General features: G+C 66.4%; 17 protein-coding genes and 1 tRNA gene. 7 read left to right on the forward strand and 11 right to left on the reverse strand.

The annotated features are described in order from the left end of the window. Nucleotides 1-45: 45 nt before the first annotated feature. The 4 genes from ACFWO8_RS02695 to ACFWO8_RS02710 form a co-directional block, all read right to left on the reverse strand. Entirely contained in the window at nucleotides 46-2,178 is a 2,133-nt protein-coding gene (locus ACFWO8_RS02695; protein WP_378940780.1) for an Rv1355c family protein, read from the reverse strand. Then, on the reverse strand, nucleotides 2,175-2,855 hold the full coding sequence (locus ACFWO8_RS02700; protein WP_378940782.1) for a hypothetical protein: 681 nt from the start codon (nucleotides 2,853-2,855) through the stop codon (nucleotides 2,175-2,177). Before ACFWO8_RS02700 ends, ACFWO8_RS02695 begins: the two co-directional genes overlap by 4 nt. A gap of 241 nt (nucleotides 2,856-3,096) precedes the next feature. Continuing rightward, the gene (locus tag ACFWO8_RS02705; protein ID WP_378940784.1) at nucleotides 3,097-3,537 is read right to left on the reverse strand and encodes an AraC family transcriptional regulator; all 441 of its coding nucleotides are present in this window, start codon (nucleotides 3,535-3,537) and stop codon (nucleotides 3,097-3,099) included. Continuing rightward, nucleotides 3,534-3,977: a GyrI-like domain-containing protein gene (locus ACFWO8_RS02710; protein ID WP_378940785.1), complete on the reverse strand. Its 444-nt coding sequence runs from the start codon at nucleotides 3,975-3,977 to the stop codon at nucleotides 3,534-3,536. The genes ACFWO8_RS02705 and ACFWO8_RS02710 overlap by 4 nt, the downstream gene beginning before the upstream one ends. A 191-nt stretch (nucleotides 3,978-4,168) precedes the next feature. Between ACFWO8_RS02710 and ACFWO8_RS02715 the strand changes: the two genes are divergently transcribed. Continuing rightward, nucleotides 4,169-6,475 carry a hypothetical protein gene (locus ACFWO8_RS02715; protein WP_378940786.1) on the forward strand — a complete coding sequence of 769 codons (2,307 nt, stop codon included), beginning with the start codon at nucleotides 4,169-4,171 and terminating at the stop codon, nucleotides 6,473-6,475. Nucleotides 6,476-6,646: 171 nt separating this feature from the next. Here the strand turns inward: ACFWO8_RS02715 and ACFWO8_RS02720 are convergent, their stop codons facing one another. After that, nucleotides 6,647-7,573 (reverse strand): alpha/beta hydrolase, encoded by a 927-nt coding sequence (locus tag ACFWO8_RS02720; RefSeq protein WP_378940788.1) that lies wholly within the window; start codon nucleotides 7,571-7,573, stop codon nucleotides 6,647-6,649. 325 nt (nucleotides 7,574-7,898) lie between these two features. Here ACFWO8_RS02720 and ACFWO8_RS02725 point away from each other — a divergent pair, with 325 nt between their 5' ends. Continuing rightward, entirely contained in the window at nucleotides 7,899-9,383 is a 1,485-nt protein-coding gene (locus tag ACFWO8_RS02725) for an MDR family MFS transporter (RefSeq protein ID WP_378940789.1), read from the forward strand. Nucleotides 9,384-9,452: 69 nt separating this feature from the next. Here ACFWO8_RS02725 and ACFWO8_RS02730 read toward each other — a convergent pair whose 3' ends face one another. Then, the gene (locus ACFWO8_RS02730) at nucleotides 9,453-11,042 is read right to left on the reverse strand and encodes an ArnT family glycosyltransferase (protein ID WP_378940791.1); all 1,590 of its coding nucleotides are present in this window, start codon (nucleotides 11,040-11,042) and stop codon (nucleotides 9,453-9,455) included. A 521-nt stretch (nucleotides 11,043-11,563) separates the two neighbouring features. On the opposite strand from ACFWO8_RS02730, the gene ACFWO8_RS02735 reads away from it, so the two are divergent. Continuing rightward, a complete protein-coding gene (locus ACFWO8_RS02735) occupies nucleotides 11,564-11,794 on the forward strand; it encodes a hypothetical protein (protein WP_378940793.1) in 231 nt (76 codons plus the stop codon). A gap of 48 nt (nucleotides 11,795-11,842) precedes the next feature. On the opposite strand, the gene ACFWO8_RS02740 is transcribed toward ACFWO8_RS02735, so the two are convergent. From ACFWO8_RS02740 to ACFWO8_RS02760, 5 genes are all read right to left on the reverse strand, one after another. Then, nucleotides 11,843-11,915: transfer RNA gene (locus ACFWO8_RS02740), tRNA-Ala, on the reverse strand. A 97-nt stretch (nucleotides 11,916-12,012) separates the two neighbouring features. Further along, nucleotides 12,013-13,020 carry a gephyrin-like molybdotransferase receptor GlpR gene (gene glpR, locus ACFWO8_RS02745; protein ID WP_378940795.1) on the reverse strand — a complete coding sequence of 336 codons (1,008 nt, stop codon included), beginning with the start codon at nucleotides 13,018-13,020 and terminating at the stop codon, nucleotides 12,013-12,015. Between the two features lie 136 nt (nucleotides 13,021-13,156). Then, entirely contained in the window at nucleotides 13,157-13,807 is a 651-nt protein-coding gene (locus ACFWO8_RS02750) for a GNAT family N-acetyltransferase (RefSeq protein ID WP_378940797.1), read from the reverse strand. 12 nt (nucleotides 13,808-13,819) lie between these two features. Next, complete coding sequence (glp, locus tag ACFWO8_RS02755) at nucleotides 13,820-15,079, reverse strand: gephyrin-like molybdotransferase Glp (RefSeq protein WP_378940798.1); 1,260 nt, start codon at nucleotides 15,077-15,079, stop codon at nucleotides 13,820-13,822. Between the two features lie 39 nt (nucleotides 15,080-15,118). Continuing rightward, complete coding sequence (locus ACFWO8_RS02760) at nucleotides 15,119-16,045, reverse strand: UTP--glucose-1-phosphate uridylyltransferase (RefSeq protein ID WP_378940800.1); 927 nt, start codon at nucleotides 16,043-16,045, stop codon at nucleotides 15,119-15,121. Nucleotides 16,046-16,201: 156 nt separating this feature from the next. Here ACFWO8_RS02760 and ACFWO8_RS02765 point away from each other — a divergent pair, with 156 nt between their 5' ends. The 4 genes from ACFWO8_RS02765 to mscL all read left to right on the forward strand — a co-directional run bounded on the left by ACFWO8_RS02765 (nucleotide 16,202) and on the right by mscL (nucleotide 18,537). Further along, the gene (locus ACFWO8_RS02765) at nucleotides 16,202-16,801 is read left to right on the forward strand and encodes a 5-formyltetrahydrofolate cyclo-ligase (protein WP_378943091.1); all 600 of its coding nucleotides are present in this window, start codon (nucleotides 16,202-16,204) and stop codon (nucleotides 16,799-16,801) included. Between the two features lie 71 nt (nucleotides 16,802-16,872). Then, nucleotides 16,873-17,184 carry an FmdB family zinc ribbon protein gene (locus ACFWO8_RS02770; RefSeq protein WP_378940802.1) on the forward strand — a complete coding sequence of 104 codons (312 nt, stop codon included), beginning with the start codon at nucleotides 16,873-16,875 and terminating at the stop codon, nucleotides 17,182-17,184. 90 nt (nucleotides 17,185-17,274) lie between these two features. Next, entirely contained in the window at nucleotides 17,275-17,943 is a 669-nt protein-coding gene (locus ACFWO8_RS02775; RefSeq protein WP_378940804.1) for an SAF domain-containing protein, read from the forward strand. 147 nt (nucleotides 17,944-18,090) lie between these two features. After that, a complete protein-coding gene (gene mscL / locus ACFWO8_RS02780) occupies nucleotides 18,091-18,537 on the forward strand; it encodes a large conductance mechanosensitive channel protein MscL (protein WP_378940806.1) in 447 nt (148 codons plus the stop codon). The last annotated feature ends 6 nt before the right edge of the window (nucleotides 18,538-18,543 follow it).

Raw genomic sequence — 18,543 nt, forward strand, 5'->3', positions numbered from 1 at the left:
AGTCGAGGTTTCGCCGAGGCACCGTTTCTCCGATCGTGCTATCTGTCAGTTCCCTGAACCGAGTACCGGGAGCCTGGCGCTCCACACTGTCGGCGCGGGCGCATAGCTCAGTCGTAATACTGCCGTGACCGTCTCGTGCCCGGGAATTCCCATCAGTGCGGAGAACCGTTTGTGGATCGAGGCCAGTGTATCTGTGAATCCTGCCGATACGTTGCGCAAATCGTTGTCGTCCCGGACGTAGAGGAAAACCGGCGACATCGGCTGGACCGCGAGGCCCAGCTTCTGCGCGGCAATCCACACACGCTCGACGGCAGAACCGCCGCGCACATAATCGGTCAGATCGGCGTCTGTCCCGACGGGGCAGGTGACCGCGATCAGCGCGGAACTGGACGAAATCCGCTGGCGCGCGTAGTCACCGAGCGCCGCACCGCCGGACCAATCCCGCAGGTAGGCCATCACGTCGGCGCGCCCGCCGATATGCAGTTTGGCGTGCTCGTCGGCGGCCAGTTCCATGGTTCGCAGATCGAGTCCGGTACGCAAATCATCAGCGGGCCAGCGCAATTCGCCGAACATCTCCGCGTGCAAGCGGGGCGTCAGGTAGCGGACACGGTCGGATTCGGCAAGCAGTTCCGCGGCCTCGCTCAGCTCGGCGCGATCGACGACCCCGCGCACCAGCGCACCTTCTGTCGCCGCCGAAGCAGCCAGTGTGTCAAGCACTTCCGGCCCGAGTGGGCTGCCGTCGCCGAGGTGCCGGTTGGTGGCGCGGGCGAGCATCCCCGCGTAATCGGCGGCCAATTCCGGGTCGGCGCGCGCACCGAGATGCAGGACGGCCGACACCGGAGCCGCACCGCCGAGCACGATCTCGTGCGTCCCCAGCAAACCTTGAGCTGCGGCAGCGACGCGGGCGTTGTAGAGGGCGGCGCCGAGAGCCACCGCACTGCCACGGAATCCGATATCCATCCCGGAAGTGCGTGCCTGGTCGACGGCGAGGTGCACGGCGGAGCCGTCCGAGCGCACCGCCCACGGCTGCGCGTTGCCGCCCGACGGCGCGCGTTCGATGCCGTGCAGAATGCGGGCGATCGGGGTGTGCGGCTCGTCGAGCTCGACCAGCGGCGCGGCGTCGGCCGTGAATATCCGGTCACCTCGAGCGGGCTCGCCGAGTGCGTTGAGCTCGCGCTCCAGATCGACGCGAATTCGACCGGACGGCAGCGCCTGGTCCAGACCGATCCGGCGCACCGCGGTGGCGATGATGGCCGCGCCGAGCCCGACATCGCTGCCGAGCTGAGGCCAGGTGGTGACCGACTCGTCGATTTCGGTGAGGCTGGCGGCGAGCCGGGCCGAGAGCTGATCGGGATCGAGGATCCGCATCACGTGCGGGGCCTTGTCCCTGTTCGACAATCCGCGCAGGTCAGTTCTCGTCGTATCGCCGAGCAGGCCGTGGAACGGCGGCCGATCGGGCTCGAGATCGAATCGCTCCACGTCGAACAGACCTCGGTCGTTGGTCTCCATCAGCACCGGGATCCGGTGCCGCCGTGCCACCTCGCGCGCGGTGAGCTTCACATCGAGGGAATCGCAGACCTCGACAACCACCGAGAGACCGGTCAGGAATTCGTCCATCGAGGACTCGTCGACACCGGCCGGGAAGATCTCGACGGGCAGGTACGGATCGAGTTCGGCGATCCGCCGACCGGTGACGACACATTTGTTGAGCCCGATATCGAACAGACCACCGGGAATCCGATTCAGATTCGACAGTTCGACGGTGTCGAAGTCGGCGATCCGCAGCTGCCCGCAGCCGCCCTCCAGCGCGACGACGTAGGCGATCTCGTGCCCCGCGCTCTGCCCGATGATGCCGACCGACTGCCCACGAAGCTGTCGCTGCTCGGCGATGGTCAGCTTGTTCCGGTTGCGGTCCTGCCTGATCGCGCGGAACGCGGTGGCACCGACAATGGCCACCAGCGACGACCGCCACGGGTAGTACACCCAGCGATCATCGGCCGGATCCGCATCGGGTGCGGCTTTGAGCCGGGCCAGCTCCGATCGCATCGCAGGACGCAGGTCGATCACCGAGAGGCCCGGTTGTTCCCGCAGCCGGGCCAGCTCAGCCGCGTCGGCGGGGACACCGGCATCGAGCACCGACGGACGAAAGATGTCGGCGGGAGCGAGATCTCGGATCATGGGCGTCGCGCTTCGAGCAGTTGCGCGCGTTCGGCGGCGATCAGCTCGCGCTGCGCCTGCGTCGCCGCCGAGAGATCGGACAGATCCCACCACACCGGCACGGTGGTGTACCGCTCGTCCGGGTAGGACACGGCGGGTATGCCGGGATCGGGTCGCGCGCCGCTCGATCGATAGGACTCGAGCTGGTGCAGGGGGCTCACGCCGAAGCCGTACCGCACGTTGAGCAGCCAGGTGACGTGCACGACGCCGCGGGCGACCAGCGCGCCGAGTTCCGGTCTGCGCGGGACCGACCGGGTCGACCAGCCACCCTTGGATTCGGCGACTCCGCTCGGCACCTTGGCTTCGACGGACGAACGCAACGCGGCCTCGCCGGGAGTGCCGATCCATGGGTGGAACCCGGGGATGTCATCGGCGGTCGCGTGTGGCCCGTGCGCGCGCACGCCGGCCACCACCGAGCCGTCGGGGTCGATCGCGACGAGGAACGCAGTCGTCGAACGGCCGTCGGCGAGGGACTCGATATCGAGCGCGTCCTGAACTCCGTAGTGCCGGTAACCATTCAGCGCACCCTCGAGGTACTGATTCCACAGTGCCGGATCTTCCTCGGGCGAACAGACGCGGACATGACATCCGGACACGCTGTCGAGGTACCGCAACCCGCCCGCATTCGCGCCAACCACCCGGTGATCCGAGCCGGTGTGAGCCGACACCCTCATACAACTCCGTACCTACACCCGCGTCGGCTTTGTCCGACCAGCCAAAGTTTTCCTACGCAGTATCCGTCATTCAGCAGGAATGCACCATACGAGTGGCTAATTTTCCGGTAACCTCCTGAGCCAGTTGAAATAACCCCAGCTCAGAGTGGGTGAATGCACGAAAGGTGACCGAGTCAAGACCGATCGGTTCGAATTCGGCTAACTTTCAGCTATCTACAGTGATCGACACGAACAGTTCCACCGTGTCGGGGCCGTGCCACACTTCGATCTCCTCGCGGTAGGCGCGGGAGATCTCGGCCGATGCCGTCGCGTCGTCGACCTGGGCCCATACGTCTTCCACCGGGTCGTGATAGTCGCCGTTGGGCGCGAACCGGGCGTAGATGCCCTTGGGCACACGCAGCATGAGATCGCCGACCGGCACGTCGGCCGGATTCGCGAATTCACGCGCGACCAACGCGTTCCAGTTGCCCGCCGGGTCGGGCACGTAGATCGTGTGCAGCGGTTCACCGGTGCCGGGCCGGTCGCGCAGCCGGTCCTTGAGAAACTCGATCAGGTCGCTGTTGCTCACCTTGAAGCTCGGGTGCACCCGTGGCACCGCCAGGCCGCCGTACAACGCCGCGCCACGGACCACGATCGAATAGGTCATCGCGGATCGACCGCCAGGTACAGGTCGATCTTGTAGGCGTGCGGGTAGCACTCGAAATCGCCGGTAAAGGTGCGCTTGATCTGATTGTGCTCTTCGGCGTAGGCGATCTGGGTCCACAGATCCGTCATCACCCGCGGGAAGTTACCGACCGAGGAGAAGCGCGCGTAGCTGCCGCGCGGCAGCCGAGCCGCTAGATGTCCACGAGTGACCTGATCGAGCGAATCGCACTGATAACCCACGATCTGGGTGTTGTAGGTGCTCAGCTCGCCGGTGTAGTCGGTGTAGGCGCTGGCCAGTGGCCCGCCCAGATCCTGATGCAAGACTGCCGACCACGCCGCTTCGAGGTCACGGTCGCGCAGCTCACCGAGCGCGCGTTTGGGACTGCGGACCGGAAGCCCGGCCACCCAGGTCTCGTCCCGTTCCACGATTTCGAACTGCAATTGATGACTCTCTCGAAGGGTCCTGCTCGGGTTGCGTCATGCTATCAAACACCCACCCTAACCATATCTGAGCTGGACAAACGTCCACCACTACGGCGTGGAGACCGGGCGCTATTGTTCGATTCATCTCTATGCCCTAAGCTCCCGCGCTCGTGTGGGTACGCGCGGCGCTCGAACCGCGAAAACAAGTCGTGCGTTGGGCCGGTATCGTCATCGCCGCGGTGCTGGTCGGGTATCTCGCTGTGCTACTGGGGGATTCGCGACACTTCTATACCGACGACACCGAGGCGCAATACGTGCCGATGTGGCAGTTGCTCGGGACCGAATTGCGGGCGGGCCGATTCCCGGCGATGGTGCCGTGGGAATGGATGGCGGGCAACTACAGCCTCGAGGAGGCCGGGCTCTACAACCCCGCGCAGTTGCTGGTGTACCTGCTGGCGCCCTCGTTCGACAATCTCGCGCTGTACGCGACCGCCGTGAAGTTCGTGTTCTCCGCGATCGCCGCGCTCGGCGTGTTTCGCATCTGCCTGGCCTACGGTGCCCGCGCGCCATGGGCCGCGGTCGCCGGCGTGGCGTTTCCGTTCAGCGGCTGGTTCCTGTTCTTCGACGAGGCCAGCTGGTTCACCTCGCAGACCGGCACCGCCTGGCTGGTGCACGCGTGGGCCTCGGCCGTGCTCTACGCGCGCGGGCGCACCGGGCCGATCCCGATGTTCGTGTTCCTGTATCTGGCGCTGACCATCCAATATGCCTTTCCCGCCGTCGAATCCGGGTTGATGATCGCCGCCGTGGCCGCGGGTGAGTACCTGTATCAGCGCAGGTGGGCGCCGGTGCTGCGGATGCTCGGCGCCGCCGCGCTCGCGGTGCTCGCGTCGATGATCGCGAACCTGCCGATCCTGCTGTCCTCGCAGGCCACCTGGCGCGGTGACGTCTCCACCATCCACAACGACCCCTTCCTGACCGTGCCGTGGTCGGAATCGCTCAATGCGAGCCTGCCGAGCACCGTGCCCGCGTTCACCGCGTGGTGGGGGCATGTGCAGCCACTACCGATGGTCTATATCGCGTGGTTCGTGATTCCGGCGCTCGCGTTCATCGACTGGAAGGCCGCCGCGCGCGCCGCCGCTTCGTGGAGCGGGATCGCGTTGTTCGCGGTGGCGACCCTGATGTGGACGGCCGGTCCGGGCGCGATCGGTCCACTGCGGTGGCCCGCGCGGGTGTTGCCGATGCTCGCGATCGCACTGCTGGTGCTGGTGTGTGTGCTGATCAGTCGCTACGGGGATTTCGCTTCGTCGCGGCGGCGGTACGCGGCGGCGGGTGTGCTGATCGCGTTGCTGTTCATCCGATCGTTCTCCGCCGCACCGAAACTCGTCGAACGGCATGCGATCGCGGTATTCGTGGTGGTCGGGCTCGGGGCCGGGGTGGTGTGGCTGGCGCGCACTCGCGGGATCGCCGCCGCGGCGGTGCTGACGATTGTCGCGACGTTCCCGATCGCGTTCGTCCAGGTAGCGTCGGCGCCGGAGACCCCGATGTCCTATGGATTCCCTGAACGGCGCTCGGAGATGAGGGACGCGTTCCCCGATTTCGGCGGGCGCACACTGCAATTGGCCGACCGGATCATGGTGCGCGACGAAGAGCGAACTCTCGCAGGCACTTACGGCTCCATCGCGCTGGGCAGCTATGCCAAGAACCTCGGCCTGCACTACGTGAACGGGTATACGCCCGTCGGGCACGCGGCCTTCGCCGGGTTGCTGTGTATGGCGTGGGACGGCGGCACCTGCCCCGACGCGTACAAGCGCGTCTTCGCTGTCGAACCGTCTACCGACAGAACGATCGTCGACTTGATGCGTTTGGATCGCGTTGTCCTGCAACGCAGTCAGTATCCCAACGCGGGCACCCAACCTGCCCCCGCCGGTTGGCGATTCGTCCACCACCCCGGCCACGAACACCAGATCTGGGTGCTGGAACGAGTCAACCCGCTGCCCTCCCCCGGCGACCTGATCGCCCACGAATCCGGCGTCCACGCCACCGTCATGCCCGAGGCAGGCCTCACCAACCGCGCCACCGTCTCGTCCGGCACCGGCGGCCGGGTCGTGTTGTCCCGCCTGGCCTGGCCCGGCTACACAGCCACCCTCGGCAACAGCGAAATCCCCATCCGTGCAGTCGCGGGAACCTTTGTCGCGGTGGACATTCCGCCCGGCACCCACAACGCGACCCTCACAGTCACCTGGCGCCCACCCGGCCTGTCCATCAGCCTCACCACCGCCCTACTGGCCCTGATCGGCATCGCGTTGCTGCAGTGGTGGTTCCGCCGCTCCCGCCAGAACAACCCACCCAACAACCCCCTCCCCCAAACCCCGAGCAACACCCCAAAACCCCAGCTAGTCCCCGCATTACACACCCCACCCAACTCATCCCCCACACTCCCGACCACACAGCACACCCCAGCCAATCCCCGTCTTCAACAACCCACCCAACCCACCCACCGCACTCCCGACCCTTAGGGAGGGACGGCCACGAAGTGGCCGGTCCGCGGCCGGGTCGCCGGTCAGCGCTCGAAAGCGCTGAGCCGCAGGCTCTAGTCTCGAGCGCTGACCGGCGGCCCCTTGGGGCCGCGGACACGCGCGCGCCAGCGCGCCAATAAACACAGCGTCAAACCTGCCTGGGACTGCTTCTCACCCGATAGCGGCGGCCAGATGCGGCCAGGCTTCATGCAGGTCGGCCTCGAACTGCCCCCAGGTGTGTGACCCGGTCGGCCGGTGTACGTGCACGGCCGGAATCCCCAACTGTGCGAGCCGCCCGGCGAAAGCGGCCGTGCACGCTCCCGCGAGAGTTTCGATCGGTGGCATGGGCAAACCACGGTCGTGCGCGCCGGGCAAGCCCGTCGCGGCGGACAGGAAGATCGTCTTGCCCGCGAGCCGTCCGGCATTGGCGAACACATCGTGCTCCCGCCACCCCGGCCCACCGGGCAGCCCCCACATGTTTCCCGGATTCCCACCGCCACGCACCGCCTGCGCGCTGGCCATCGCGATTCCCAGCGGGTCCGAGGCCCAGGGGCAACCACTCAGCGCCGCCACCGCGGAAAACCGCGAGCCACTCTGAATAGCCAGGTCCAAGGCCGACGACGCACTCATCGAAACTCCGGCGATGGCATTGCGCCCATTCGTATCGAGCGCGCCGTCGATCACCCCGGGCAACTCCTGCGTCAGATAGGTCTCCCACCGCACCCGGCCGACGCCGGGGTCATCGGAAATCCAGTCGGTGTACAGCGTGAACGCGCCGCCGACCGGCATCACCACATTCACGAACTTGTCGGCGAAGAAATCGCGTACGTCGGTGTCCTCCCACCACGAGATCCCGTCCGCCCCGCCACCGGCCCCGGTGAGCAGATACAACGTGGGCGCCCCGGCCCCCGCCGCCTTGATCACGTTGTTCTGGATAACCCGCCCCATCGCGGGCGAGTACACATCGATCTGAGCGGACCTGCCACCCAGCGGCGCCTCCCCCGCCACATACGCCCCCGGATCGGCCGATGCCTTCGCACCTCCGAGAGCGGCAACAATCGCGCACACCACAGCAAGCCACGTTCTCGATGCAGTCACCCATCCGGTATACCCCGCGACCCGGTCTGTATATCCCGAAACACGCGACACATCATCCGTCGAGATCGGGCAGTGACCAGGCTCACCATCGGGTGCAAGATTGGGTCCGATACTCCTCGGACCTGCACCTTTCACCCTGTTTCGATCACTGGGCATCCGAAAAACCATGTGATTTGTGTCGGACCCGACCGGAATACTGACCTGCGCCCGATGAGTTGGACAGACGGAATCCGTCTTTTCTCGTGTGGTGCCGGGACGTCGTCGACTCGGCATCGGGCCACAGCTCACGCCCCGCCGTTCCCCCTGTTCCCCGGAGGTCACCCCGATGCCAGCCGATCTATCCATGCCGACGACGAAGGGCAAGACACCGACCGTCATCCGGGTGCTGGTGCTCGCGACCTTCGTCGTCATCCTCAACGAAACCATCATGATCAACGCGATCCCGCGGTTGATGAGCGACCTGCACGTCACTGAGGTCGCCGCGCAGTGGGTCTCCACCGCGTTCATGCTCACGATGGCCGCGATCATCCCCACCACCGGCTGGTTCCTGCAGCGGGTCACGACCCGGCAGGCCTATGCGGCCGCGATGGGCGTGTTCATCGTGGGCACCGTGATCTCGGCACTCGCGCCGACGTTCGCCGTGCTGCTGATCGGTCGCGTCATCCAGGCCGGTGGTACCGCGGTGATGATGCCGCTGCTGATGACCACCCTGATGACCGTCGTGGCGGAGCAGGACCGTGGCCGCGTGATGGGCAACGTCACCCTGGCCATCTCGGTAGCGCCCGCCATGGGCCCGGTCATCTCCGGGGTGATCCTGCAGATCGACATCCCCGGCATCGAATCGTGGCGATTGCTGTTCGTGGTGATGCTGCCGATCGCCGGTCTGGTCACCTGGCTGGGTCTGCGTCAGCTGGAGAACGTCGGCGAGCCGCAGCCGGGCACACTCGACCTGCCCAGCGTGGCACTGGCTGCCCTCGGCTTCGGTGGACTGGTGTTCGGACTGAGCAAGTTCCACGGTGACAGCTACGCCACCGCGGCACTGATCACCGCCGGTGGTGTCGCGCTGATCGCGGCGTTCGCGCTGCGTCAGCTCAGCCTGCAGCGCAAGGGCACCCCGCTGCTGGATCTGCGGGTCTTGCGGCATGGCACTTACACCAAGGCGCTGGTCCTGATGTCGATCGCGTTCCTGGCGATGATGGGCTCGATGATCCTGCTGCCGCTGTACCTGCAGAACCTGCGCGGGCTGAGCCCGCTGGAGACCGGCCTGCTGGTGATGCCGGGTGGTCTGGCGATGGGTCTGCTCGGCCCGACCGTCGGCAAGTTGTTCGACAAGTTCGGTGGGCGTGCCCTGGTGATCCCGGCCTCGATCGGCATCACCGCTTCGCTGGCCGGCTTCACCCAGATCTCGACGGACATGCCGTACTGGCAGCTGCTCGGCCTGCACATCCTGATGATGGTGTCGCTGGCCGCGGCGTTCACCCCGGTGTTCACCCTGGGTCTCGGCGCGCTGCCGATGAGCCTGTACTCGCACGGCAGCTCGATGCTGGGCACCATCCAGCAGGTGGCCGCCGCCTTCGGCACCGCCCTGGTGGTCACCGTCATGTCGGCCCGCAGCACCTCGCTCATCGACGCGGGCACCGCACCGGCCGAGGCAACCCTCGACGGCATGCGCCTGGCCTTCCTGATCTCGGCCCTGCTGGCCCTGGTCGTGATCGTGATGGCGGTCCTGCTGCCGAACCGCGCGGCAGCCGACCCGCACGCCGCGCCCGTGCAGGACGCCGCGGACGAGCCGGAGCTGGTCAAGAACTGACCACTGGCTCGAACGACGAACCCCCGGCCGCGTTCGCGACCGGGGGTTCGTCGTTTCAGGCTTCGTGGCTCAGTGCGTGGGCCTGCTGGTGGCCCGATGGTCTCGCCAGAGGCCGAGGTCGAAGTACAGCGTGGTCATCGAGTCCCACAGGGTCGACCACTGCTGCTTCGGACCTTTGCACACCCAGACGGCGGTCATGCGGTCGATACCGGGGATGCCCATCGGATCGTCGAGGTGCGCTACGCGCTCCACCTCGGTGAAACGGGCGCGCAGTTCGGGCTCGGCGGTGTCGAGTCCGAGGTAGATCACCGAGGTCGTCGAGTCCGGTGGCGGGCCGAAGAAGCCGAACCCTCGGCTCGGGCTGTAGGTGTCGGGCAGGTCGTATTGCCCGCCGAATTGCTCGACGGCGCCTGCCTGCCAATAACCCTGGGCGATCACGACCGCGTTCGCCTGCTCGTCGGGCGTCAACGTGTCATAACCGGCGTCGACACCGGAAACCATGGTCGACCAATTGGTGGTTCCCCAGAACGCCGAACGAATGCCGAGATCGATGGCGTTCTCGGCCTCAGTGCGCCAACTCGAAGGCAGCGGGGTGACCGTGATCGTCGCGATGAATGTCAGCGCCGAAAGTGCGACGATCGGAACCAACGCCAGATTCATCCACCGTTTCCGGTCGTACTGCCACAGGCCGACAGCGCCGAGCGCGAACATGGCGGGAAAGAAGCCCGTCGGATAATAAGGTCGGCCATGCGTGATGATGACGAACGTGGTCATGATCACCAACGCGACCGCGATGAAACGATATGGCCGCAACGATTCCTGCTTGAAAACAGCCCAGAATCCGATCGCGATCAGCAATGCGCCGAGGAAACCCGCCAAGCCGATCCATTGCGGGAGGAATCCCGGCGGACCGTAACCGGTGGCGTCCTGCTCCGCGCCGATGATCGGGCCCATGGCCAACTGCGGCCAGTTGTTCTGCGACTGCCAATAGAGAATCGGAATCGCTGACATCGCAAGGATGCCGGTCGCTACCCACAGTGCGCGACGACGCAGTATCTCCCGGGGACCACACAGGATGACGGCCACACCGAGGCACGCCCAGACGATGGGGATCATCCACTTCACCTGCATGTCAACGGCGGCAACGAGTCCCGCCACGACAAGGAGCCAGTCCTGCCGGGTACGCACCCACCGGATGAACAACCAGGTGATCACGGCCGTGAGGGTGGCATCGAAGGAGAAGGTACTCAGCACGACCTGGGTGGCCAGCAGGTAGGACGTTGCGTAGGTGCCCGCGGCGAGCAGCTGGACACGATGGCTGCCCCGGAGTTCGTAGGCGATCAGCGCCGACACCACGATCGCACCCACGCCCATCACGACCGCCGGGAACCGCAGTGCCGTCACCGATCCCGGTGCGAGCTGATCGGCGATCCACGAGAACAGCGGCACCACAACGCCCTGATCGGCGTAGGTGTAGTCGAGTCGTCGTCCGGCGGAAAGGAAATAGAGCTCGTCGCCGAAGAATTCGTAGCGACCCGCCGTCACCGTCAGCGCGATCGCGGCGATCGAAGCGATCAGCGCGACGCCACGAAAAGCGAACGACGGGTGAGTATTCGGTACTTCGTCGGGCTCGGTACGAGCCTCGATGACCGCTGTCATGAACTGCCTCTGATGCTTTCCAACAGACGCGTTCGACGCCCCCTCCCGTGGTGGCGTCACATCTGTTCGCTGGTGAAACGATTCCTCCCCGGCAGCGAACTTTGTGAGCGCGGGCGCTCGCGGTCCTGCGCGGATCATGTGCTTTACAGAAACGTTACTGCCATTCAGCAGGGTCCGCAAATGCGCCGACCTGCACAGTAAATGCCATTTTCGGTGTATCGGCTATTACCTGGACAGCGTTACCGATGTGACCGAGATTACGGCTTAGACCATGGGTGAATAAGTCAAACCCCGCTATGCGGCAAAATGAAGGTTTCACATTGCCATTCGGCACCGTTCACACAGACAGTCAAGCCCTGAATATCAGGGGCTTAGAAATGGAAAACCCTCTTACTCGCCGGTATTTATTCATCAATCGTTTCAGCCGTCGGCGGTGCACCACAGTAATTGGGGGCATGTAGTCGATCGTTATCGCGCCTAAGGTTCGTGCCGCACAGCTGTACGCGGAGAAGGGACGACGGATGTCGAAGTTGGTACGTGGTGTGGTGGTGGCGGCTACGGCCGTGGCGCTGGCGACCGGAGCGCCCTCAGCGGCCTTCGCCGCAGCGGGCGATTCAGGTTCGTCGACCGGTTCACTGGACAGCCGGTCCCTGACGTGTCAGATCAAGACACTGCTCGAGTACGGAACCCTGAGCGCGGGCGAGTCCGCGATGTGGAACATCCCGGAGTGCTCGCCGTTCTGGCAGGGATAACGGCACACACAAAGAAAGGGCCCGGTCGGTGACCGGGCCCTTCTTGTGTGGAGCTAAGGGGAATCGAACCCCTGACCTTCTCGATGCGAACGAGACGCGCTACCAACTGCGCTATAGCCCCGTGCGGCCCTGGTGAACCGCGCTGTGACACTGTATCAGGGGTTGCGCCCCGATACCGAATCGGTACTCTGACCTGCTGATTTGCGTGGTTGCACCAGTTACTCGCCGACGGCTTGACCGAGGTCTTCGACCCGGTTGCGGAGTGCGCGAGAAGTGGCCGGATCGAAGATTTCGAGGAACTCGAACCTCGGGTCCTCGTCGTCGGTGTCGAGCAGGGTGGAGCGGCGGCGCAGGGCGCGTGCGGTGTCGCGGTCCATGGTGCGACGGGTGTTGGCCGCTTCGGGAGTGGCTTCGGCGGCTTCCTGGCGCATGCCGCGGGTGAGGCGGGCCGCGCGCCTACGACGGATCTCCTCCTCCACGTGGACCTGCTTGCGCAGGTAGGCGAGGTAACCGGTGAGCACCGCGGCCGACAACCCGCACGCCCACCAGAACATCGAGTTGAGCAGCAGCCCGAACGCGGCGAACAGGATCATGCCCATGATCAGGCCCATGACCGCGCGCTGACGGAAGCTGTAGCGGGCGGCGCTGGCGATGGCGTCGGCCTCGGGGTCGTAGCCGCCGCGACCGCGACGCGACGGGGTGAAGTCGTCGTCATCGTCGAACTCGGCGTCGGGGGCAACGAGGTCGTCGAGCCGGGCCGGTGGCGCGGGTGGGATGCGCGCGGCGACGGGCGGCTCCTCATCGACTTCGACCGAGAGTGGTTCCGCCGCAGCGTCTTCTGTCTCTTCGTCATCGGGATCGGCTGTCGCGGTTGACACTCCGACGTCGTCGGTGTCCACCTCGGTTTCGGCTGCCTCGAGTTCGACTGTGGGGGTCAGCTTTTCGTCGTCATCTTCGGTGACGGGCTCTTCGGTCGTCATCCGATCCTCCGAATCAGTTCGGTGGGAGCGCTTGCGAAGCACACGGGGTCGGTAGTCGGGGTCACTCTCGTGACCGCCTGCCGCGCCGATGCGGATCCGTCGTTCGGCCCCGCCACGGTGCAGCACGCGTGTGGCGAGCGCGGCATCGGTGGTGCGGCGGATCCGGGGGTGCCGGTCCGCCAGGATCGGGAACAGGACGAAGACCCACAGCACCACCAGTCCGATCCACAGGATCGAATTCGGCATCGCGGTCATCACCTCCCGTCCCCACCAACGTGTTGTCCATCCGTGGACGCACCACTGACGTCCGTAGGTTAATTCGGGCAGACGCGTCCGTGTGGCAGGCGCGCCGTGCACACCTGCCACATGAGTAACAGAAATTTCACGGCTGCGCCGCCCGACCCTCCCTGACCAGGCGATCCACCACAGTGCCCATAACCTCTTCGACGGTCAGTCCGACCAGTAGGTGATCGCGCCACGCACCGTCGACATCGAGGTAGCGGCGCAGCATGCCCTCTTCCCGGAAGCCGACATTGCGCAGAACCGCCTGGCTGGCAAGGTTTTCCGGCCGTACCGTCGCCTCGACGCGATGCAGGCCGACCGGGCCGAAGCAGTGGTCGAGGCCGAGCGCGAGCGCGGCGGTCGCCACACCCTGGCCGCCGAGATCCTTGGCCACCCAGTAGCCGATCCAGCCCGACCGCAGCGCGCCGCGCACGATATTGCCGATGGTGAGCTGACCGCTGAACTGCCCGTCGACCTCGATGACCAGCGGGATCATCGCCCCGCGCCGGGCCTCGGCCTTCAGGCTCGTCCACAGCGACGGCCAGTTCGACGCGTGATTGCGCGCCTCCCAACTGCCGCGTCCGGTCGGTTCCCAGCGCTCGAGGTGGTCGCGGTCGCGCAGCCGGATCCGGCTCCACGCGGCGGCATCGCGAAAACGCACCGGCCGCAGGGTCACCGTGCCGCCCGCCACGCGCACCGGGCCGAGCCGAGCAGGCCATCCGGGATGCTGGCCGGCCCGGAATACGTTCATGGACTCCACTTGTCAGCCGCGCTGCGCCAGGAACGCGACCTGAACCTCGTCACCGGTGCGGAAATCGGTGTCGTCGGGCTCCACCACGATCAGGCTGTTCGCCTCGGCGAGGGTCACCAGCAGATGCGAGGAACCCGCGTTGCCGTTGCCGAGCGGCTGCACGAGATAGTCGCCCGTCGCCTCGTCGCGCAGCAGTTGCGCGCGCAGGAAACCTTTGCGGCCCGGCATCGAGGTGACGGGAGTGATGGTGCGGGCGCTGACAATTCGGCGCATCGGCTGACGACGGCCCAGCGCGATCCGGATGAGCGGACGCACCATCACCTCGAACACCACCAGCGCGCTCACCGGATTCGCCGGTAGCAGGAAGGTCGGCACCTCGTCGCGGCCGAGCCGACCGAAACCCTGCACCGACCCCGGATGCATCGCCACGCGGTCCACTTCCAGCTCGCCGAGCCCGTCGAGCGCCTCGCGCACCTGATCCGACGCCCAGCCGCCGACCGCGCCCGCGATCACCACGACCTCCGAGCGCACCAGCTGTCCTTCGACCACGTCACGCAGCCGGCGCGGATCGGCGCTGACGATGCCGACCCGGTTCACATCGGCGCCCGCGTCACGCGCGGCGGCCGCCAGGGCATAGGAGTTCACGTCGTAGACCTGGCCGGGACCGGGCGTGCGGTCGATGTCGATCAGCTCGCCACCGATGGAGATCACCGACAGGCGGGGACGCGGATGCACGAGCACCTTGTCCTGGCCGACCGCGGCGAGCAGGCCGACCTGGGCCGCGCCGATGATGGTGCCCGCCCGCACCGCCACGTCACCTGGCTGCACGTCGTCACCGATGCGGCGGACATAGTCGCCCGAGCGAACCGGCTCGAAAACCTTGATCCTGGCCCGCCCACCGTCGGTGAATTCCACCGGCAGCACCGCGTCGGCCAGGGTCGGCATCGGCGCGCCGGTATCGACCCGCACGGTCTGGCGCGGCTGCAATCGGATGGGCTGGCGCGAACCGGCCACCACCTCGCCGACCACCGGCAGGGTGAGGTCGATCAGCTCGCCCTCCTCATCGCGCACATCGGTGCCCGCGGCGGTGACGTCGACGCTGCGCACCGCGTACCCGTCGATGGCGGCCTGATCGAAGCCGGGCAGCGGCCGCTCGGTGACGACGTCCTCCGCGCACAGCAAACCCTGGGCTTCGGATATCGCCACCCGGACCGGCCGGGGTGCGACCGCAGCCGCGGTGACCTTGATCAGCTGATCCTCAACCGAGCGCATCGAGCTCCTGAATCTATGTCGGCGGTGAACCTAGCCGCGTTAGGCGACGGGCGCTTGTGGATCCCACTCCAGACTGAGCCGGAACTTCAGCCACTCGCGCAGTTGCGGGCCGTATTCCTCCCGCTCGAGGGCGAAATCCACGGCAGCTCGAAGATAACCGCCCGGGTTGCCCAAGTCGTGGCGCGACCCACGGTGGACCACCACGTGCACCGGATGCCCCTCGGCGATCAGCAGAGCGATGGCGTCGGTGAGCTGTAGTTCCCCGCCGGCGCCCGGCTCGATCCGGCGTAGTGCGTCGAAGATCACCCGGTCGAGCAGATAGCGACCGGCGGCGGCCAGGGTCGACGGCGCGTCGGCCAGGTCGGGCTTCTCGACCATGCCCTTGACGCGCAGCACGTCGGTCTCCGCGCCGCCGGCGCATTCCTCGACGTCGAAGACGCCGTAGGCACTGACCTGGGATTTCGGTACGTCGATGGCGCACAGCACGGAGCCGCCGCGCTCGCGGCGGACCCGGCTCATCGTCTCGAGCACGCCACAGGGCAGCACCAGATCGTCGGGCAGCAGGACGGCGATGGCCAGTTCGTCGTCGTCGAGAACGGATTCGGCCTGGGCGACGGCGTGGCCGAGGCCCAGTGGCTCCTCCTGCACGACCGAGGTCACATCGAGCAATGCCGGGGCCTTGCGAACCTTCTCCAGCAGCGCGAATTTCCCGCGCGCGGCCAGGGTGCTCTCCAGCACGAGATCCTCGACGAAGTGGGCGACCACGCCGTCCTTGCCGGGCGAGGTGACGATCACCAGCCGGTCGGCGCCGGATTCGGCGGCCTCGGCGGCGACCAGCTCGATACCGGGGGTGTCGACCACCGGCAGCAATTCCTTCGGCACCGTCTTGGTGGCAGGCAGAAACCGCGTCCCGAGTCCGGCCGCGGGTACCACCGCAGTGCGGAAACCGGAAGTCTTGTCTGTCATGCGCATACCCTATCCATTCAGTGCCGTCCGATCGCCTCCACGCGACGATCCGGCGTCGGCAAGAGCTTAGGCGCGTACCGCCGCCTTCATTCCGGCCGTGCGCAAAGGACATCGGATCGCTACGCGCCTGTGCAGACTATGGTGGTCGCTGTGGAGATGCCCGGTGAGCGCACCAAATATGCGTGGCGTGCCGAGATCCTGGCCACTCGCGCACAGGTGGACTCCGCCGAACACGCCGTTGACGCGGCCGCGCTCGCTGCCTCGGCAGCCCGCCTGGCCGGGGCCGATGACATTGTGTGCGCCTATGTCCCGGTCCGCGGCGAACCGGGCGATCTACGCATGCTCGACATGCTGCGCGCACGCGGCGCCACGGTGTTGCTGCCGGTGACCGGCGAGCCGGGTCCGCTGAGCTGGGCGCGCTACGAGGGCGCGGATTCACTGCGCAAGGCCCGCTACGGCCTGCTCGAACCGGCCACCGAGGCGCTGCCACCTGGGGTGGTGACCGAAGCCTCGACGATCCTGGTTCCGGCCCTCGCGGTGGATCGGCGCGGGGTACGGCTCGGGCGTGGTGCCGGGTACTACGACCGGACGCTCGGCGCGGCACGCGCCGACGTGCGCCTCATCGCCGTTGTACGGGACAATGAACTGGTCGACCTGCTTCCCGAGGAACCGCACGACCGGCGAATGGGTTGGGCGCTCACCCCAGGTGGCGGGCTGGAACAGCTGGGCCGCGACCTCGCCGTTTCGCCGGAATGAAACGGCGATTCGCGACGTTGGCAGTGTCGGCGGTAGAGTGCTAGATCGACGAGAGACTTGCGGAGGATCCTGTGCCAACTTATTCGTATGCGTGCACCCAGTGTGACAACCGCTTCGACATCGTTCAGTCCTTCTCCGACGACACGCTGACGGAATGCCCGCAGTGCTCCGGGAAGCTGCGCAAGCTGTTCAACTCGGTCGGCATCGTGTTCAAGGGCAGCGGTTTCTACCGCACCGACAGCCGTGGTGGCGCGTCCACCGCGAGCGAACCGGCTAAGACCTCGTCCGAGAGCGGCAGCACCAGCAGCAGCAACGGATCCAGCGGCAACGCAGATTCATCGTCGAGTGCGAGCACCAGCTCTGCTCCGGCCGCCGCCAGCTGACTTTTCGAAAGTTATCCACAGCCCCGCGGTTATCCACAGGCGGGGGTTTCGACGGCTTTTCCGCACTGCCACGGTTCTACGCTTTCGCTCATGACTCGCAGTCTCGCCGACCTGGGACGTGGCAGTTCCTGGCGTTTCGCCCTCGGTAATCGTCCGGCCTGGGCCGATGCGCTGCTGGCCCGGCGCATCGCCGCCGCGGTACTGGCCGTGGCCGCCGTCGTGTTGTTCGTGCGAGGTGATCCCGGCGGTGCCAGGGTCGCGGTGGTGGTCGCCGCCCACGATCTCGCGCCGGGCCGGCTGCTCACCGCCGACGACCTGCGCGTCGATCATCACGAATCCCGTTCGCTGCCAACAGGTTCCGTCAGTAGGACCGCTCCCCTGCTCGGCGCGACCTTGACCGGCGCCATGTATGCCGGGGAAACGTTCACCGATCTGCGGGTCGTCGGCCCACGGCTGGCCGCGGCCGCCGCGGGCAGTGCCGACGCGCGGATCGTGCCGATCCGGTTGGCCGATGCCGCGGTGGCCGATGTGTTGCGGGCGGGCGATCGGGTCGATGTCGTCGGTGTCGAGGATGCGGGCGCTCCCGGGGCGAGCAGGCCCGCGCGCACCTTGGCCACTGATGCGGCGGTTGTTCTCATCACCGCGACAGGCGATCGACGAGGGGCGGAACGGGTGGTCCTGGTCGCGCTGGATACCGAATACGCCACCGCTGTGGCCGGTGCGTCGCTGCGCACAGCACTGACTGTTGTCCTGCATTGACCTGGTTCATCGCACGCCCACGTCGAAGTTCGCGAGAAATTTGCCGAAACCCTGATTAGCATCAGTCAGGAACCAAGCACCACCGTTTCGCACATTCGATATGGAGCCCAGCGCCCCGGCCGGCTCCTGTACGAAGGAGGCATCGGCATGCTCAAAGGTTTCAGGGATTTCCTGCTCCGCGGCAACGTGGTCGATCTTGCGGTCGCCGTCGTCATCGGCACGGCGTTCGTCGCGATCGTCACCGCGTTCACCAGCGGGATCATCAATCCGCTGCTCGCGGTGTTCGGCGGATCGAACGAGATGGGGCTCGGCTTCCAGCTCATCGCGGATAAACCGGCCACCTTCATCGAGGTCGGGCCGATCATCACCGCGGCGATCAACTTCCTGCTGGTAGCGGCGATCCTCTACTTCATCCTGGTCATCCCCGCGACCAGGATGAAGAAGCGATTCTCCAACGCCGACGAAAGCCTCACCGAAAACGAACTGCTCATTCAGATTCGCGACCTGCTGGCCGAGCAGCGCGGCCGCTCGGACGGAAAGCACAGCTCGATGTCCCAACCGCAGCCGGACGCCGACGGCGAACGGACATACTGAATCGGC

The sequence above is a fragment of the Nocardia sp. NPDC058480 genome, from assembly GCF_042720495.1.
In the GTDB taxonomy this organism is placed as follows: Bacteria; Actinomycetota; Actinomycetes; order Mycobacteriales; family Mycobacteriaceae; genus Nocardia.

Excerpts from the sequence above, each read along its gene's own strand:
- ACFWO8_RS02695 (WP_378940780.1), bottom strand. The coding sequence starts at position 2,178 with ATGATCCGAGATCTCGCTCCCGCCGACATCTTTCGTCCGTCGGTGCTC.
- ACFWO8_RS02705 (WP_378940784.1), bottom strand. The coding sequence starts at position 3,537 with ATGACCTATTCGATCGTGGTCCGTGGCGCGGCGTTGTACGGCGGCCTG.
- ACFWO8_RS02725 (WP_378940789.1), top strand. The coding sequence starts at position 7,899 with ATGCCAGCCGATCTATCCATGCCGACGACGAAGGGCAAGACACCGACC.
- ACFWO8_RS02730 (WP_378940791.1), bottom strand. The coding sequence starts at position 11,042 with ATGACAGCGGTCATCGAGGCTCGTACCGAGCCCGACGAAGTACCGAAT.
- ACFWO8_RS02735 (WP_378940793.1), top strand. The coding sequence starts at position 11,564 with ATGTCGAAGTTGGTACGTGGTGTGGTGGTGGCGGCTACGGCCGTGGCG.
- glpR (WP_378940795.1), bottom strand. The coding sequence starts at position 13,020 with ATGCCGAATTCGATCCTGTGGATCGGACTGGTGGTGCTGTGGGTCTTC.
- ACFWO8_RS02750 (WP_378940797.1), bottom strand. The coding sequence starts at position 13,807 with ATGAACGTATTCCGGGCCGGCCAGCATCCCGGATGGCCTGCTCGGCTC.
- glp (WP_378940798.1), bottom strand. The coding sequence starts at position 15,079 with ATGCGCTCGGTTGAGGATCAGCTGATCAAGGTCACCGCGGCTGCGGTC.
- ACFWO8_RS02760 (WP_378940800.1), bottom strand. The coding sequence starts at position 16,045 with ATGACAGACAAGACTTCCGGTTTCCGCACTGCGGTGGTACCCGCGGCC.
- ACFWO8_RS02765 (WP_378943091.1), top strand. The coding sequence starts at position 16,202 with ATGCCCGGTGAGCGCACCAAATATGCGTGGCGTGCCGAGATCCTGGCC.
- ACFWO8_RS02775 (WP_378940804.1), top strand. The coding sequence starts at position 17,275 with ATGACTCGCAGTCTCGCCGACCTGGGACGTGGCAGTTCCTGGCGTTTC.
- mscL (WP_378940806.1), top strand. The coding sequence starts at position 18,091 with ATGCTCAAAGGTTTCAGGGATTTCCTGCTCCGCGGCAACGTGGTCGAT.